Origin of the sequence: Actinocorallia sp. B10E7 (assembly GCF_039871655.1) — a bacterium.
GTDB lineage: Bacteria > Actinomycetota > Actinomycetes > Streptosporangiales > Streptosporangiaceae > Actinocorallia.
On record NZ_JBDPLZ010000002.1, the window covers coordinates 92,992 to 109,715 of the forward strand.

Below are 16,724 nucleotides of genomic sequence, written 5' to 3' on the forward strand. Positions count from 1 at the left end.
TCGGTCGCTCAAGGGGTCAGTCCTTTGAGGGTGAGGAAACGTTCGACCACGATGGCCACGAAGCCGAGGAACAGCGGCACCGCGACCACCGTGTACGGCCGGAGGCGTCCGTACTGGTCGGGGGAGAGTCTGATGCGTCGCAGTTCCCTGGCGGTCAGGACGCCGACGAGCACAGGGAGGTAGATCAGCCCTGCGGGCGTCCAGTTGCTCACTCCGATGGTCAGCTGGGCCGGCGGGGGGTCGGGCTCGGGTCGCGGACCCGGCTTCGCCAGTTTGTAGACCGAGGCGTCGCCGTCACCGAAGACCTTGACGAACTCCGGAGAGGCGTCGATCTGGCGGATGAGCCGCTCTCCCCAGTCGGGGGCCAGCCCGAAGTTCAGCGTCTGATAGGTGTCGTTGGTGCGCGACTGGTACAGGTAGGTGCCGGGCTGGCTCCTCATCTGCGCCAGCACCTCCTCGACGGTGGGCCTGCGGCTGCGCTGCTGCTCGGCGGTGAGCGGGACGGGCGGCTTCTTGCTCAGATTGCTCGCCCAGGGCTCCTGGGCGAACTCGACCCGCAACCAGTGGAACCGCTCGAAGTACCGGTAGCCCCAGGGCCCCTGCGGGGTCTGGCTGGCCGCCTCGGGCACCGTGACGATCTCGCCGCTCACCCAGACCAGGGTGATGGGGTCGCCCTTGGAGTCGGAGATCATGGCGTCGAAGGCCTTGAGCTCGCCCGGCCTCACCTGCTCGAACGCCTCGTTGCCGTACCTGACGGTCAGGAACCCGCCCATGAGCAGCAGCGCGAACGAACCGGCCACCAGGGCCGGGAGCCGGTGCCGGAACCGCTGCATCCGCGGCACCGACCTGACCACCGGCACCGGCTTGGGGTCGGGGTAGAAGGCGTAGGCGGCGAGGAACACCGCGCCGGGCAGCATGAACAGGTAGGTGCGCAGCGCGATCTCGCCGCCGTAGGACTGCAGCCCGAACGAGCTGAGCGGGACGACCAGCAGGACGAACGCGACCCGGTCGTCGATGCCGCGCAGGCGCCGGCGCAGCAGCCCGACCATGGTCAGCGCCATGAGGACCAGCACCAGCAGGATCCGCGCGGTCTGGATCCGGCCGAGCTGCTCGCTGGGCGAGATCCGGCCGGTGGTGCTCTCCAGGAACGTCTGCAGCGGGTTGCCGCCCCCGGCGAACAGGGTGCCGGCCGGGTCGGGCCCCCAGTAGCCGTAGGCCATGAAGGAGATCCAGCCGAGGTAGACGACCCCGCCGATGACGGGCAGCGCGCGCAGCTCGCTGCGGCCGACCAGCGCCAGCGCCGCGGCCGAGGCGATGAGCAGGTACGGGGTGAGCTGGTGGCTGGCGGTGCCCACGACCAGCAGGGCCACCAGCAGCACGACCAGGAAGGAGCGCTCCCTGGTGCCGACCGTGCGGACCGGCTCCTCGCCCGGGGTCTTGGGGCCGAACAGGAAGCGGTACACCGGCCCGGACTCCTCGCCCGTCCCGCGCTTCCCGGCCCGCCGCGTGCGCAGCACCTCAGGCCGGAACCAGGTGAGCAGGACCGCCAGGAAGAAGAGGTAGACGAGGTAGCCGAACGCCTGCGGCGACAGGTAGTCCTGGCCGACCCAGTTGGCCACCGGGAACAGCCACACCGCGAACCACTTGGCCCGCCAGTTGGCCTTCATCACCCGGACGATCATCGCCATCGGCAGCAGGTACAGCAGCTGGATCGTCACCGGCGCCCACTTGAGCACCGGCCCGAGGGAGTCCATGCCGACGGCCTCGGTCAGGAAGCCGATCATCCCGAAGAACGCGGCCCAGCTGAACCGCGCGTCCAGGCTGATGCCGACGGTGCCGGTCCGGGTGATGTACTCGATGAACCCGGCGTGCTGCCAGACCGTCGGGAAGCGGGCGACCGGCTCCAGGACCTGGGCGAGCGTGTGCAGCGCCACCACGGTCACCACGATCTGGGCGCCGAGCAGCACCGGGACGGGGCGGCGCAGCGACAGGGTGGCGATGAAGGTCAGGGCCAGCACGCCCGCGCCGAGCATGGTCGGCACCGGCAGCACGCTGATCAGCCCGTAGCCGTCGGCGGAGTCCGGGTCCGCTCCGCGCAGCGGCACCCAGAAGAGCACCGCGCCGAGCGCCACGCACAGCCCGAGGACGACGGCGGGCAGCTTGGCGATCGGATCCTCCGGGGCCGCCTGGGCGCTCGGCGTCCGGCTCAGTGTCACGCTCACCGCTCACCTTCCTCGCCGCCGCGCGCCGGGGCGGGCACCGCCGGGGCGGGCCGGATGATCCGGCGCAGCGCGGGCAGGACCGTCAGCGCCACCGCGCTCTGCACGGCCAGGACCGACCAGCCGACCGCCTCCAGGTTCGCGTCGCTCACCCAGACCGCCACCCCGACCAGCACGCCGGCGAAGCGCACCACCTGGATCAGCGCCACCAGCCGGGTGCGGGAGCGCACCCGCAGCACCCCGACGTACAGCTCGATCAGCGCCTTGGGCAGGGTGGACAGCGCCAGCAGCGTGAGCACCGGCCCGGCGTGGTGCAGGAAGCCCGGCCCGAACAGGAAGGGCAGCCCCAGCACGTAGGGGGCGACCAGGGCCATCAGCAGCGAGACCGGCACCAGCAGCATGAGGGTGCGGCGCAGCGCGTCACGGCAGGTCCGCGCCAGGTTCTCGGTGTCGAAGGAGCCCTCGACGGTCAGGGACATCGCCATGTTCAGCGCCAGCAGGTCCAGCATCAGCCCGAAGATCCAGGCCATCGCGAAGTAGCCGTTGGTCGCCTCGGTCACCTTCGCGGCCACCAGCAGCGGGATGAAGTTGATGGCGGAGTGGGAGGCGACGGTGCCCACGAAGTCGCCCTGCAGGTACCGGCCGATCTCGCGCGGGGTCGGGGTGCGGTGCAGGCGCCGGGTGAGCGCGACGTGCTCGGGCAGCAGCCGCCGGAAGACGACCACGTCCACCGGGACGACCAGCAGCAGCACCGGCAGCATCGTGGCCAGCAGGATGCCGTCGGAGGGCGCGAAGGTCCAGGCGAGGACCGCGAGGAAGCCGAATTTCACCAGCCCGTAGACGGTGTTCTTGACCGGCACCCAGGGCGCGTGGCGCAGCCCCGTCAGCGAGGAGTCCTGCTGGGTGAAGATGTTCCAGGCGACGATGAAGACCAGGAACAGGACGGCGTTCCCGGGTCGCGTGAGGTGGTCGAAGTTGGGGCTGTCCCACCAGGCGAGCGAGGCCAGGAAGAACACCCCGGCCAGCGCCGCCAGCACCGCGCCGAACAGGTAGGTGGCGACGATCAGCCGCCCGGAGGAGCGGCCCGCCTGCGGCAGGAACCGCATGAGCACATAGCTCAGGGTGGTGAGGCCGCCGATGTACATGATCGCCTGGATGACGGCGGCGTTGCGGCCGAAGTCGTCATGGCTGTGGAAGTGCCGGGCGGCGATCCAGAAGCCCAGCCCCAGCAGGCCGGTGAGCCCGCCGTTGAGCATCAGCGCGTAGGCGTTGCGGAACAGCGGGTTGCCGAGCTCGCCGCGGACGCGCTCCAGCCTGCTCACGCGCTCGCCCGGCGATCCGGAGACGTCCCGCGGGCCCGTCCCCAGCACTTCGGGATCAGTCACGGCGCATCGCCTGCCGGTACAGGTATCTGGACCGGCGCACGACCGCGTACCCCTTGGTGAGGGCCTTCTCCCGGTGGAACCGGTGGGTGCCCTCGGCGATCCGCTCGAAGGACGCCAGAGAGGTGGAGCGCTGGATGGTCAGGCGGGGGACGGCGTAGCCCGAACGGTGGGAGGAGACCTCGTTGGCCACCACGTACGCGGTGTCGTAGCCGGCGCGCGCCACGGCCCGGCGCACGCGCGCGCTGGAGTAGCCGTACGGGTAGGCCATGGTGGTGACGGGACGCTGGAGCCTGTCCTCCAGCAGCAGGCGGCTGCGGGTCAGCTCGTCGCGCAGCGGCCCGTCGCCGAGCTGGTCGAGCTGCGGGTGGCTGTGGCTGTGCGCGCCGATCTCGACGCCCTCGTCGGCGGCCTCCCGGACGTGCCCCCAGCGCAGCATCGCGTCCAGGGGGCGTCCGGCGGCGTCCGGCCCGGCGTCGTCCAGCCAGCCCGTGGTGACGAACACCGTGGCGGGGTAGCCGAAGGAGGTGAGGACGGGCAGCGCCTCGGAGTGGAAGTCGGCGTACCCGTCGTCGAACGTGATGCAGATCGGTTTGGGCACGTCCTCCGCCGGCTCCGACAGGCGGACGGGGGTGAACCCCTTCTCCTTCAGCAGGGCCATCTGGTCGGCGAACGCCCCGGGCCTGACCGACAGCGCGGCGGTGTCCGGAGGCGGGTCGTCGCGGACGGAGTGGTACATGAGGATCGGTACCGTCGGCATCAGTGCTCCTTCCGCCGGGCACCGCGGCCCACGAGGTAGCCGGCCGCGGTGTACCCGAGGCCCGCGGTGATCGCCGAAGCGCGGCCGAGACCTCCCACGTCCCCCCGGAAGGTCTCGGCCAGTCCCCGGAACACGCCCTTGGGGAGGGTCTTGAACGCGTGCGCCCGCTCGTTGGACAGGCCGTCCCTGCTCCCTACGCTCCGCGCGACCAGCGCCTTGGACAGGCCCTCGGCGTAGCAGCGTTCGCGGTAGTAGCGGAAGCGGGCGCGGTCGGCCGGGACCCGGTGCCAGATCACCGCCTCGGGCTCGAAGAGCTGGACGGTGCCGGGCAGGCGCTGCCCGAGCCGGATGCAGAACTCCGTCTCCTCGCAGCCCAGCGGCCGGTCGACGGCATGGGTGCGGCCGATGCCGCTGGAGAAGCCGCCCGCCGCGGCGAACGCCTCCCGCCGGAAGGAGGCGTTGCCGCCCAGGACGTTGCGCACGGGACCCGGGACCATGCCCCGGTAGGTACCCCCCACCGTCCATTCGAACTCTTCGGGGAACCATCGGGGACGCACGCCCGTTGGGACGGTGAAGGCTTCTGCGGAATCTGGGCGAGGATGGGGGTCAACGTCCTGGATCCGCAGAAGCCTTCCTTCGCGCAGGACCTCCAGCAGCTCGGCAGAGTCCGGCGAGCCCGGCCACAACGAGACCGTCCTCCCGCCGACCCCCATGACCCGCTTGTCGGCGTAGGCGGCGGCGAAGGCGGCGAGCCAGCCGGGCGCGGCGACGGCGTCGTCGTCCAGGAAGGCCACCACGTCGCCGGAGGAGTGGGACACCCCGGTGTTCTTGCCGCCGGACAGGCCGCGGTCCTCGGCGTTCTCGACCACCCGGACGTCGGGCATCGAGTCCTTCAGCCGGGCGTGCAGTCCGGGGTTGTGGTCGACCGAGAGGATGATCTCGTGCGGCGCGTGGGTCTGCCGCCGCACCGACTCCACCGCGGCGTGGACGTCGTCCCAGCGCCGCTCGGTGAACGCGCAGATCACCACGGAGACGGAGGTGGCGCTCATGACGTCCTCCCGCGCGCTTTGGCGTATCCCTTGAGGGTCCGGTCGGCCAGGGAGTAGAGCCGGGGGCTGTCCAGCGCGGCGTCGCGCATCCGGTTCAGCGGCACGTGCCGCAGCCAGTGCCAGGCGGCGCCGGGCGTCGCGCGGGCGACCCTGCCCTCGGCGATCGGCACCTCCCGGCTCTTGAGCCACTCCTTGAACTCCTTGCCCCCGCGGCCCATCCAGATCTCGGTGAGGCCCTCTTCGGCGCAGCCCCTGGCCAGTTCGAGATGGCCGATCATGCCGGGGGAGTAGCGGGAGAATTCGGTGTCGTAGGCGGGGAACCAGCCGGCCATCGCCGTCCCGCCGCGCAGCCCCAGATGGAGGGAGACGGTGCGGTCCCCGGCCCGCAGCACGCTGAGCACGCCGAAGCCCGTCTCGTGGAAGTGCCGCAGCAGCCCCGTGATCCACGGCCGGGTGAAGCGGTCGGTGCGGCCGGTGCGCCGGTACTGCGCGGACTTCCAGCGCATCAGCCGGGTGAGCTCGCCGGGGTCGGAGCTGGCGAACTCGTAGGACAGTTCACCGACCTCGCGGCCGAGCTTGCGCTCCTTGTAGCGGATGGTCTTGTGCGTCTTGGGCGCCAGCGACCGGGCGGCGGCCTCCCAGGCGGTGAACCCCGCGCTCAGGTCGATGATCGGCTCGGCCCGGACGACCTGGTGGTGGGGGGCGAACATGCGCTGGCCGGCGATGAGGTGGTCGAAGTCCCAGACGCCCAGCCGGCAGGCGCGCAGGAGTTCCCGGGCGGGCAGGTCGAGGCCGGGGTCGGCCACGATGCCCTGCAGGTCGGTCAGCCCGAAGCCCACGGGGTGGCCCACCCCGCCCGGACGCCGTTCGTGGGGGAAGAACGCGGCGATCCCCGAGCCGTCCTCGACGACGCCCACCCGCACGTCCCGGCGGAAGCGGGCCACGCCGAGGGTGAACTCGGGGGCCAGGAAGGGATTGCTCAGCGCGGGGTCGGCCTCCTGGAGCTTGCGCCAGCGCTGGATCTCCGTTTCGCCCAATTCTTCCGGACGAACGACGTGCGTTCTCATTTGATCCTCGCCGCCGCCAGATGTCCGACCGATACGGGTTCGAAGGGCTGCTGTGGTTGAAGTTGTGAATCGTCGAGTTTTCCGGCGAAACGAAGCCGAATCATGGTCTTGAGCACCCGCCAGCCGTCACGGAAGGTGTTGAGGTTGGACTCGCCGAAACGGCGGTGGGATTCGTGGCTGGCCACCTCGGCCACCTTGAGTCCGGCCCGCACCGCGTTGACGCAGATCTCGGTCTCGATCTCGAAGCCGGTGGACTTCAGCTGCAGTTTCTCCACGACATTTCGCCGCATGGCTACATATCCGTAGCAGAGGTCTGTCCATTTCTGGCCATACAGCAGGTTGGCCGTCCGGGTCAGCCAGAGGTTGCCCTTGTCGCGCAGCCAGGTCAGGTCGTCCGAGCCGCCCCCGCAGCTGTAGCGCGAGCCCTTGACGAACTCGAAGCCCCGGCACAGCAGGGACAGGAAGCTGTCGAACTCGGCGGGGTCCATGGACCCGTCCGCGTCGAGCATGACGATGACCTCGCTGGTCGCCGCGGCCATGCCGGTCCGCATCGCGGTCCCCTTCCCCGTAGGGGGCTCCACGATGATGACCGCGTCCGGCCGCAGCAGTCTGACCACCTCGACGGTGCCGTCGGTCGACTCGCCGTCGACGATGACGACCTCGTCGACCGAGGCCAGGCGTGGCAGGAGCCATCGGAGGTTGTCGGCTTCGTTGAGGGTCGGGATCACGGCCGTCACCGTCGGCCATTGGGTACGCCGCCTGGACAGATCCAGCCGGCTGCGGCGCGGCGTCTGCGAGAGCGTCGCCGGCCCGAGGGAGTGCTGGGTGTTCATCAGGGCCCCCGTGGGATGTGGGTGTCTGCCTTCTTTGATGTAGGCCACCCGCATGATGTTCAGACATCCCTGGGAATCCTCTCCTTAGGGACCGTGGATATTCTACGGCCATGGTGAGGATTCGATCAGCCAGGTAATGATCACGGTGTGACGTAATGGACATGAGGGATATATGAGCTGATCGGGTGTGGCGTTGTTAGGCTTTCCCGCAAGATCGGCGACTTATTCCTGCTCGGGGGAAGGAGGGATGGTGAACCAGAAAAATCCATGGCCGGAAAGGGTCAGAAGGTAAGGCAACTGTCCTATTGCCGGAAATCTCACACCGCCGGTGCATTCGATGGGAGTCAGCCCTTCGAATCGGCGAAGGTCGAGTTCGACCGGTTGCGGGAACCGGGAGAGATTGTTGACGCACAGGACCCGGTCGTCCCCGTATTCGCGCAGGAACGCCAGCACCGCCGGGTTGGACGCCGGCAGCTCGGTGTAGGAGCCGCGGCCGAACACCGGATGCCGCTTCCGGATGCCGATCATGTGCCTGGTCCACTGCAGCAGCGACCCGGCGTCGCGCTGCTGGGCCTCGACGTTCAGCGCCTGGTAGCCGTAGATCGGATCCATGATGACCGGCAGGTAGAGCCGGGCCGGGTCGCACCGGGAGAAGCCCGCGTTGCGGTCGGGCGTCCACTGCATCGGCGTGCGGACGCCGTCGCGGTCGCCCAGGTAGATGTTGTCGCCCATGCCGATCTCGTCCCCGTAGTAGAGGACGGGACTGCCCGGCAGGGACAGCAGCAGCGCGGTGAACAGCTCCATCTGGTCGCGGTCGTTGTCCAGCAGCGGCGCCAGCCGCCGCCGGATCCCCACGTTGGCCTTCATCAGGGGATCGCGCGCGTACTCGGCGTACATGTAGTCGCGCTCCTCGTCGGTGACCATCTCCAGGGTCAGCTCGTCGTGGTTGCGCAGGAAGACGCCCCACTGGCAGTTCTCGGGGATCTTGGGGGTCTGCGCCATGATCTCGGAGATGGGGTACCGCGACTCCCGCCGCACCGCCATGAAGATGCGCGGCATCACCGGGAAGTGGAAGGCCATGTGGCACTCGTCGCCGCCCGTCGCCGGATCGCCGAAGTACTCCACCACGTCGGCCGGCCACTGGTTGGCCTCGGCCAGCAGCACCCGGTCGGGGTAGAGCCGGTCGACCTCGGCGCGCACCCGCTTGAGGTAGGCGTGGGTCTCCGGCAGGTTCTCGCAGTTGGTGCCCTCCCGCGCGTACAGGTACGGGACGGCGTCGAGCCGGAACCCGTCGATGCCCAGGTCCAGCCAGAAGCGCAGGATCTCCAGCATCGCTTCCTGCACGGCGGGGTTGTCGTAGTTGAGGTCGGGCTGGTGGGAGAAGAAGCGGTGCCAGTAGTACTGGCCGCGCACCGGGTCGTACGTCCAGTTGGACGTCTCGGTGTCGACGAAGATGATGCGTGCGTCGGGGTAGCCCTCGTCGGTGTCGGCCCACACGTAGAAGTCGCCGTAGGGGCCGTCGGGGTCGCGGCGGGACTCGGAGAACCAGGCGTGCTGGTCGCTGGTGTGGTTGATGACCAGGTCGGCGATGACCCTGATGCCGCGCGCGTGCGCCTCGTCGACGAGCTCCACGAAGTCGCCGAGCACCCCGAACTCCGGCAGGATCCGGGTGTACTCCTTGATGTCGTATCCGCCGTCCCGCAGCGGCGACTCGTAGATGGGCAGCAGCCACAGGCAGTCGATGCCCAGCCAGCTCAGGTAGTCGAGCTTGTGTATCAGCCCCTTGATGTCTCCTGTGCCGTCCCCGTTGGAGTCGTGGAAGCCCCGGACCAGCACCTCGTAGAAGACCGCGGTCTTGTACCAGTGGGGGTCGCGGGGTTCCTGCGCGTCGAAGGTGTCCGGAACGGGAGGGGTCAACCGTCACTCCTTCACGGATCTGCACGGCTGGGGGTCGACTTCACACTAACCGCCCGTGACCCCTACGGAACGGTATGAATTCCCTCACCCCTCGATGTTCACCTTGAGGCACCCCAGATCGGTCTCCGGGCGGGAGAGGTGCACTTCGGGACGGAGCATGGTGATGCCCTGGCAGGCCCTGCGGATCTTGCGGTCGAGGTTGCGCTCCTCGCGGGGCAGGCAGTCCTCGAAACCCAGACGCAGCGGCTCGCCGGCCTCCTGGGGATAGCGGAGACGGGGAGCGCAGACCGTGCCGTCCGAACGGAGGCGGTAGAAGATCTCGTCGCGGAGCCCGGTGAGACTGCGCTGCTCCGTCCAGGTCTCCGGAAGGTCGGCGTAGGCGCCGACGATGCCGTCCTCCCCCTCGAAGACCAGGGAGGTGGGGCCGTACGGCACGAAGCCGCCCCCCGCTCCCACGTGGAAGCCCTCGCGCGGGAACAACCGCACCAGGAAACGGGAACCCTCGGGCACGGCCGCGCGGTAACGCGCGACCGTGCCCCTGTTCGCACGACGGGCGGAGCCGGGGGCGTTGTCCCTGCGGCCGAGGTCGATGCGCAACATCCGGCCGGGGACCATGCCGGCACCCTTGAGCGTCTCCTCCACCCGCACGCTCATCACCACGGACCGGGGCCTGCCCGTCAGCCGGAACCCGCGGACCGTGCCCAGCAGCAGGATCCGCGACTGGCCCGCCGCGAGCAGCGCCCGCTCCTGCTGGGGCGCCTTGAACCTGGCGAACAACCCGTTGCCCACCGCGTTGCGGAAGACCGACACGTCCAACCGCCCCGGAGCCCCGGGGGACCGCTCGGACGCGTCGCCCACACCGCACGCGCTCAACGCGAGAACCATCAGCGGAACGAAGAACCTGCGCAGCATCCAACGGCCTTTGTCCAGGGTGGGAGATCCGGACAACCTAGCAGCCGAAGGTCAAGAAGGAGTGGGAGAAGGCGTCGGCACGGCGGGAGCCGGATCCGGTGAGGTAGGCGAAGGCGTCGGCTGCGCGGGAGAGGTCGCGGTCGGATCGGGAGCAGGCGAGGCTGTACGGACCCGGAAGCACCGCTTCATCTCGTGGTCGAACCGACGGAGGTCCGTGGGCTTCACCTTTTCCGGCTCTTCCACCACGACGAGAGCGCAGGTGTACTCGATGCGCTTACTGAGTTCCAGCAGTTCGTCGAAGGTCTTCACCTTCTGCCAGATGCCGGGTTGAAGACCCTTGGTGTAGGAGCCTCCGACCAGGGTTCCGTCGGCGTCCTCCAAGACGGCACTACGGACGTAACGGACCTGTTTCGGGCCGGAGGGCGCGAAACCCGCACCCGGCCTCCATTCGTAGAGCAGGACCCGGGTGCCCGCCGGGACCGCCCGGTTGAGCTCGGCGATCGGATAGGAGGCCGGGTCGGTGGCACCCACGGTGAAAGCCGTTGCCTCCTCCTTGTGCAGGCCCAGCTCATCGAGTCCGGTCGAGCTGTTGATCAGGGAATCGGGACGGACCTTCATGAGGATGCCGTGTTCTTTCACTCCGTCTTTGGGGGGTTCTGTCGCCAGTTCGAAGCCCTCGACCGTTCCGACGAGCGCCTGCAGACGAAGGTCGGTCACCGAGACGAGCCCGTTCTCGATCGTCTGAATCCATCGACCGGCAGTCCACAGGTCAAGGGAATCGACGACTTCCACGTTTCCGATGCCGCTGGTGAGTATCAACGGAATCTCGTTCTTCTTCAGCAGCGACAGGTCGACGTCGGGGCGGGCCGCAGGGGTGGTGGGCGAGGAGCTGGCCGCGACCGACGCCATCCGGTCGGGCCCGTCGGACTGGCGCAGAGACGGGACGACGGTGATGCCGACGGCGACGAGGGCGGCGGCGGCCACCGCGCCCGCGGTCTGACGGCGGCGGCGGATGCGGCGGCCGCGTTCCTGCGCGGCGGCGGCGAGGTCGCCGGTGGGGGGGAGGTCGGAGCTGTTGTCTTCGAGCATGGCCCGCAGGTCCCTTTCGGTGAAAGGCAAGGTCAGGCCCCCTGTTCTTGGAAGACGTCCCGGGCCGGGAGACAGTCGCGGAGCGTCGGGTCGACGCGGAGCTTGGCCAGCGCCCGGCTGATCTGGCTGCGGACCGTGACCGGCGAGCAGCCGAGGATCCGGGCGATCGCGGCATGTTCCAGGTCGCAGAAATACCGGAGCACGATCGCGGCGCGCTCGCGCCGCCCGAGCCCGCCGAGGGCCTTCCACAGCACGTCCCTGTCCTCGACCCCTCGGCCTTCGGGAAGAGGGAGGTCGGGCAGGTCCCCGGTGGGGACCTCGCCCCGCCAGCGCCGCCGCCACCAGGAGTGGTGGGTGTTGACGAGGATCCGGTACACGTACGGGTCCGGGTCGTCGCCCACCCTCGGCCAGGCCAGCCACGCCTTCGTCAGCGCGGTCTGCACCAGGTCCTCGGCGGTGCCCCAGTCACGGCACAGCAGGAACGCGGTGCGCAGCAGTCGCGGTGACCGCTCCGCCGCGTACGTCCCGAACTCCGGGCGGTCGGACCCGACCGCCGGATCAGGCGGCTTCGCCATCGGCTGGTTCTCCCTCGTTCCGAGCCCGGCTCCGGGGGATGCGGCCGGGCTCCGCCGACGACTACCCGCCGGGCCCCGCAGGACGTTGCGCGCGGACGGGAACTCATTCCGGCGGGACTGCTCCGCCTCTCTCCGCCAGGGCTTCGTAGGCTGGTTCCAGCACGTCCGTCAGGGCACGGCGCCTGATCTTGACGGCGGGCGGGTCGAGCAGCCGCAGCAGCAGTCCGGGCGGCGCGGGCGGATGCCCGGACCGGTCCTTCAACGCGGCGAGCCCGGCGGGGGGAGTCCAGAACCCCTCGGCGTCCAGCGGAGTCTCCGCGACCGGGGGCGGCCCGCTCTCGACGGGACGGCGGCGCAGCGCGGTGAGCAGCTGCTCGCGGGTGCGGCCGTTCCAGGCCAGCACGAGGAACGGGTCGTCGTCGAACGCGCGCGCCAGGAAGTGCAGCGCGGCGGCGGCGTGCACACACGGGTCGATCCAGTCGGCGCAGCCGCACATCAGGTGCAGCTCCTCGGCGGCCTCGGGGAACAATCCCACCCCGCAGTCGCCGAAGACGCCCTCCAGGTCGTGGGGGATCTCCCCGGCCAGCATCCGGGCCCGGAACACGGCGCGGCGGGCGAGCTCGCCCTCGATCTCGTCCCAGCCCTCGATCGCGGTGAGCCCGAGCGTCACCTCGTGCGGCTCGTCGGCGGCCTCGCCGACGAACGCCGTCACCTCGTAGGGCCGGACGTCCAGCCGCAGCACCCGGCCGCGCTCGGCGTACGCGCGGCCCCGGCGCAGCCGCTCGGCGTCGAGGAAGGACTCCAGCGAGCCGAGGAAGCGGCGCGACCACCAGCCCGGAGGCTCCCGCAGCAGGGCGGAGCCCGGCCCGCCCCGCACCCGGATCGGCTTGACCGTCTGGAAGTAGCCGTCGGAGCCGTCGTGAGACGTCATGAGCTCACCGCGTCCGGGGACAGCCGCAGCACGTCGCGCAGCTCGGCCACCGACAGGCCGGTCAGCCACTCCTCGCCGGTCCCGACGATCGACTCCGCGAGGGCCTTCTTGCGTTCGATCATCTCGTCCACCCGCTCCTCCATGGTGCCGACGCAGACGAACTTGCGGACCTGCACGTCGCGGGTCTGCCCGATGCGGAACGCCCGGTCGGTGGCCTGGTCCTCGACGGCGGGGTTCCACCAGCGGTCGAAGTGCACGACGTGGTTGGCGGCGGTCAGCGTCAGGCCGGTGCCCGCGGCCTTCAGCGACAGCAGGAAGACCGACGGCGCCTCCTCGCCCTGGAAGCGGGCCACCAGCTCGTCCCGCTGCTCCTTGGTGGTGCCGCCGTGCAGCCACAGGACGGGCCGGTCGAGCCGGGCCGCCAGATACGGCTGGAGCATCGAGCCGAACTCGGCGTACTGGGTGAAGACCAGGACCTTCTCGCCCGCTTCGAGGATCTCGGCGCACAGGCGTTCCAGCTCCTCCAGCTTCCCCGAGCGCCCCTGCAGCCGTGAGCCGTCCTTCAGCAGCAGCGCCGGATGGTCGCAGACCTGCTTCAGCTTCGCCATGGTCGCCAGGACGAGCCCGCGCCGCTGCTTGGCGTCGGCCTCGGCGATCTGCTCCAGCATGTCCTCGACCGTCGCCTGGTACAGGGACGCCTGCTCCACGGTGAGGTTGCAGTAGACCTTCATCTCCTGCTTCTCGGGCAGGTCCGTGATGATGCTCCGGTCGGTCTTCAACCGGCGCAGGACGAACGGCTGGGTGGCGCGCTTGAGCGCGGCGGCGGCACGCTCGTCGCCCTCCGCCTCGATCGGGACGGCGAACCGCTCGCGGAAGGACTGTCTTGGCCCCAGCAGCCCCGGATTGGCGAACTCCATGATCGACCACAGCTCGGTGAGGTGGTTCTCCACCGGGGTGCCCGTCATCGCGATCCGGCCGCGCGCGGGGATGGAGCGCACCGCCCTGGCCTGCCGCGTGCCGCTGTTCTTCAGCGCCTGGGCCTCGTCGCAGACCACCCGCGCCCACGCGACCTTCGCCAGCTGTTCGGCGTCTCGGGTGGCCGTCCCGTAGGTGGTGAGGACGAGGTCGGCGGCGTTCGCCGCGCGGACGAGCTCGTCGTCTTTGTGCCGCTTCACTCCGTGGTGCACGTACAGCCGCAGCTTCGGCGCGAACCTGGCCGCCTCCCGCTGCCAGTTCCCGACCAGCGACATCGGCACCACGGCCAGCGTCGGCCCGCCCGCGCCGTTCGCGCCGTCCGCGCCCGCCCGGACGAGATGGGCCAGCACCGTCAGCGTCTTTCCCAGCCCCATGTCGTCGGCGAGCAGCGCGCCCAGCCCGAGCCCCTCCATGAAGCCCAGCCAGGCCAGGCCGCGCTCCTGGTAGGGGCGCAGGGTCGCCTCGATGCCGTCGGGGGTGGCGACGGGGGTGATGCGGCGGTCGGCCTCGCCGGACAGGAGGTCGCCCAGCGCGCCGTGCGCCTCGACCGCGACCAGCGGCAGCGTCCGCTCTCCCGCGTGGATGACGGCCCGGACCACCTGGCCCGCGGTCATCGTTCCGGAGCCTCCCGAGCGCAGGAACTCCAGGGCGGTCTCCAGCTGCTCCTCGTCGAGCTCCACCCACTGGCCGCGCAGCCGCACCAGCGGGGCCTTGAGGCGGGCGAGCTCCGCGAGGTCGTCCTCCTGGAGGGACTCCTGCCCGACGGCCAGCTCCCAGCGGAACTCCACCAGGTCGCCCAGGCCGAACCCCGAACCCGTCGCCGCGCCCTGCTCGTCGCCCTCCGGTTCGGCGGTCCTGAGCTTCAGGCCGAGGCGGGAGCGGCCCGCCCAGGAGGGCAGCAGCACCCCGAAGTCCGCGGCGGCCAGCAGCGGCGCGGCGGACCGCAGGAAGCGGAACGCGCCCGCGGTGTCCAGGGCCAGCTCGGCCGGGGTGGCGACGTCCAGGGCGCGGCCCAGCTCGGGGAAGAGCCGCAGCGCGCGGCCGAGACCGGCCAGAAGGGTCTCCTCCGCGCCCTCCAGCAGGACGTCCCCGCTCCAGATCTGCGCGGCCGGCACCAGCAGGCTCGGGTCGTCGGTGCCCTGGAGCAGGAACTCCACCCGCCAGGGCTGCTCGGAGAGCGGGACCCGCGGGGCCTGCGGGACCTGCGGGAAACCGGTCTCGCCGGGCTCCGGTTCGGGGAGCCTCGGCTCGACCAGCCGGAAGGTCAGCCGCAGCGGCCCGTGGGCGGGGCGGGCCGCCCGGTGCCAGGCGTCGAGTTCGGCGCGCAGTTCGGCCGGGTCGTCGCCGGGCTCGCGCGCGACCAGGGGGTTCGGGCCGGTGAGCGCCTCCAGCCAGCGTTCGGCCAACGGGACGCGCTCGGGCGCCTTCCCGGTGCGCGGCGGCAGCAGCGGATGCGGCACCACGCCCCGCACCGCGGTGTCGGCCAGCCCGTCCAGGGCCTCGGCGAGCACCTCGGCGGCGGGCCGTCCCGGGACCACGGCCCGGCATGCGGGCGGCATCGCCTCGGCGAGGCGGGCGAACCGGGTGGGGTCGAGCACCGGACGCCAGCAGGCCAGGAGGTCGCCGTCCTCCTCGCGCAGCGCGGGCAGCACCCGTCCGGCGGAGGCCAGCGCGGCGGCGTCGGCGGCGACCACGCCGAGGAAACGCAGATCCGTGCCCGGCACCACGTCGGCCCGCTCCTCGGCCGTCCGCAGCAGCTCCATCGCCCGGAACGGCTCCAGCACCAGGGCGGGGACCTTCCACGGCGAGAGCACCGGCGTGCCGTCGAACGGCTCGGGCCCCAGCTCCCCCGAGGGCAGCGGACGCTCCCCGGTGCCGGGCAGCAGAAGCTCCAGGGTGATCCGGGCGGCGCCGCGCAGCAGCGGTTCGTAGGACGTGCCGGCGAAGTCCCGGGTGGCGAACGGGTGGACGCCCGGCCCGGCCGAACGCGGCCCGTCGTGTTCGGCCCACAGGCACAGCGCTCCTCCGTGCCAGGTGGCGTGCGCGACGAGCATGGAGATTCCGCTTTCCCCGGGACCGGATCGGGTCTTCGAAGCTACCAGCCGCCGCCGACACTCCCCGGACGTCTCTAAGGTGCAGGGCCATGTGGCGCAACGCAGTGGTGACAGGAGCCTCCAGCGGGATCGGCGAGAGTTTCGCGCGCTCCCTGGCCGAGCAGGGGACCGACCTCGTACTGGTCGCCCGGCGCAAGGACCTGCTGGAACGGCTCGCCGGAGAACTGTCCGGCCGGTTCGGGATACGCGCGGAGGCGCTGGACGCGGACCTGACCGAACCGGCCGATCTGGAACGGGTGGCCGAGCGGGCCGCCGGCGTGGACCTGCTGGTCAACAACGCCGGTTACGGGGCCTTCGGAGCCTTCCACGAGCTCTCTCTGGCCGACCAGTCCAAGGAGGTCGGCCTCAACGTGACGGCGCTGATGCGGCTGACGCACGCCGCGGCGCCGTCCATGGCGGGGCGGGGGAGGGGCGGGATCCTGAACGTCGCGTCCGTGGCCGCCTACGCGCCCTCGCCGGGAAGCGCCGTCTACGGGGCGACCAAGGCGTTCGTGCTGTCCTTCACCGAGAGCCTGCACGCCGAGCTGAAGCCCGCGGGCGTCCACGTGACGGCGTTGTGCCCGGGGTTCACCCGAACCGAGGACGACCAGCCGACCGGCCTGATGTGGATGAGCCGCGACGCCGTGGCGCGGGCGGGCCTGGAGGCCGTCCGCGGTGGCCGCGCCATGTGTGTCCCCGGCGCGCAGTACAAGGTGCTGCTGCCCGCGATGAGGCTGGCTCCCCGGGGGTTGCTGCGCACCGTCTCGAGCGCGGTCTGGAGCCGGGCGGTTCAGACGCATGTGCGGCCGGATGCATAGAAGAAGCCCTGCTTCTTGTGAGCTCTCCCCAAACCATGCTCGGATCACTTGTAGCACTTGCGCATATCCAGGGCTTGGCTCCGGCCCCTAGCATGAGGAACGGC

At 70.8% G+C, this 16,724-nt stretch carries 13 protein-coding genes; 1 reads left to right on the forward strand and 12 read right to left on the reverse strand.

The annotated features are described in order from the left end of the window. Positions 1-8 precede the first annotated feature (8 nt). The 12 genes from ABGB12_RS05530 to ABGB12_RS05585 all read right to left on the reverse strand — a co-directional run bounded on the left by ABGB12_RS05530 (position 9) and on the right by ABGB12_RS05585 (position 15,763). Entirely contained in the window at positions 9-2,222 is a 2,214-nt protein-coding gene (locus ABGB12_RS05530; protein WP_347675164.1) for a hypothetical protein, read from the reverse strand. Next, positions 2,219-3,604, reverse strand: a complete 1,386-nt coding sequence (locus ABGB12_RS05535; RefSeq protein WP_347675165.1) for a hypothetical protein — start codon at positions 3,602-3,604, stop codon at positions 2,219-2,221. The genes ABGB12_RS05530 and ABGB12_RS05535 overlap by 4 nt, the downstream gene beginning before the upstream one ends. Next, complete coding sequence (locus tag ABGB12_RS05540; protein WP_347675166.1) at positions 3,597-4,361, reverse strand: polysaccharide deacetylase family protein; 765 nt, start codon at positions 4,359-4,361, stop codon at positions 3,597-3,599. The genes ABGB12_RS05535 and ABGB12_RS05540 overlap by 8 nt, the downstream gene beginning before the upstream one ends. Next, the gene (locus tag ABGB12_RS05545; protein WP_347675167.1) at positions 4,361-5,410 is read right to left on the reverse strand and encodes a glycosyltransferase; all 1,050 of its coding nucleotides are present in this window, start codon (positions 5,408-5,410) and stop codon (positions 4,361-4,363) included. The genes ABGB12_RS05540 and ABGB12_RS05545 overlap by 1 nt, the downstream gene beginning before the upstream one ends. Continuing rightward, on the reverse strand, positions 5,407-6,477 hold the full coding sequence (locus ABGB12_RS05550) for a GNAT family N-acetyltransferase (RefSeq protein ID WP_347675168.1): 1,071 nt from the start codon (positions 6,475-6,477) through the stop codon (positions 5,407-5,409). Before ABGB12_RS05550 ends, ABGB12_RS05545 begins: the two co-directional genes overlap by 4 nt. Continuing rightward, complete coding sequence (locus ABGB12_RS05555; protein ID WP_347675169.1) at positions 6,474-7,310, reverse strand: glycosyltransferase family 2 protein; 837 nt, start codon at positions 7,308-7,310, stop codon at positions 6,474-6,476. Before ABGB12_RS05555 ends, ABGB12_RS05550 begins: the two co-directional genes overlap by 4 nt. Before the next feature lie 222 nt (positions 7,311-7,532). After that, positions 7,533-9,227: a maltose alpha-D-glucosyltransferase gene (gene treS / locus ABGB12_RS05560; RefSeq protein ID WP_347675170.1), complete on the reverse strand. Its 1,695-nt coding sequence runs from the start codon at positions 9,225-9,227 to the stop codon at positions 7,533-7,535. Positions 9,228-9,311: 84 nt separating this feature from the next. Beyond that, complete coding sequence (locus ABGB12_RS05565) at positions 9,312-10,175, reverse strand: hypothetical protein (protein ID WP_347675171.1); 864 nt, start codon at positions 10,173-10,175, stop codon at positions 9,312-9,314. A 15-nt stretch (positions 10,176-10,190) separates the two neighbouring features. Continuing rightward, positions 10,191-11,258: a hypothetical protein gene (locus ABGB12_RS05570; RefSeq protein ID WP_347675172.1), complete on the reverse strand. Its 1,068-nt coding sequence runs from the start codon at positions 11,256-11,258 to the stop codon at positions 10,191-10,193. A 2-nt stretch (positions 11,259-11,260) separates the two neighbouring features. Further along, the gene (locus ABGB12_RS05575) at positions 11,261-11,803 is read right to left on the reverse strand and encodes a SigE family RNA polymerase sigma factor (RefSeq protein ID WP_347675173.1); all 543 of its coding nucleotides are present in this window, start codon (positions 11,801-11,803) and stop codon (positions 11,261-11,263) included. Between the two features lie 103 nt (positions 11,804-11,906). Continuing rightward, entirely contained in the window at positions 11,907-12,734 is an 828-nt protein-coding gene (locus ABGB12_RS05580) for a hypothetical protein (RefSeq protein WP_347675174.1), read from the reverse strand. Next, positions 12,731-15,763: an SNF2-related protein gene (locus ABGB12_RS05585; RefSeq protein WP_347675175.1), complete on the reverse strand. Its 3,033-nt coding sequence runs from the start codon at positions 15,761-15,763 to the stop codon at positions 12,731-12,733. The genes ABGB12_RS05580 and ABGB12_RS05585 overlap by 4 nt, the downstream gene beginning before the upstream one ends. Before the next feature lie 89 nt (positions 15,764-15,852). On the opposite strand from ABGB12_RS05585, the gene ABGB12_RS05590 reads away from it, so the two are divergent. Further along, positions 15,853-16,620, forward strand: a complete 768-nt coding sequence (locus ABGB12_RS05590; RefSeq protein ID WP_347675176.1) for an SDR family oxidoreductase — start codon at positions 15,853-15,855, stop codon at positions 16,618-16,620. The last annotated feature ends 104 nt before the right edge of the window (positions 16,621-16,724 follow it).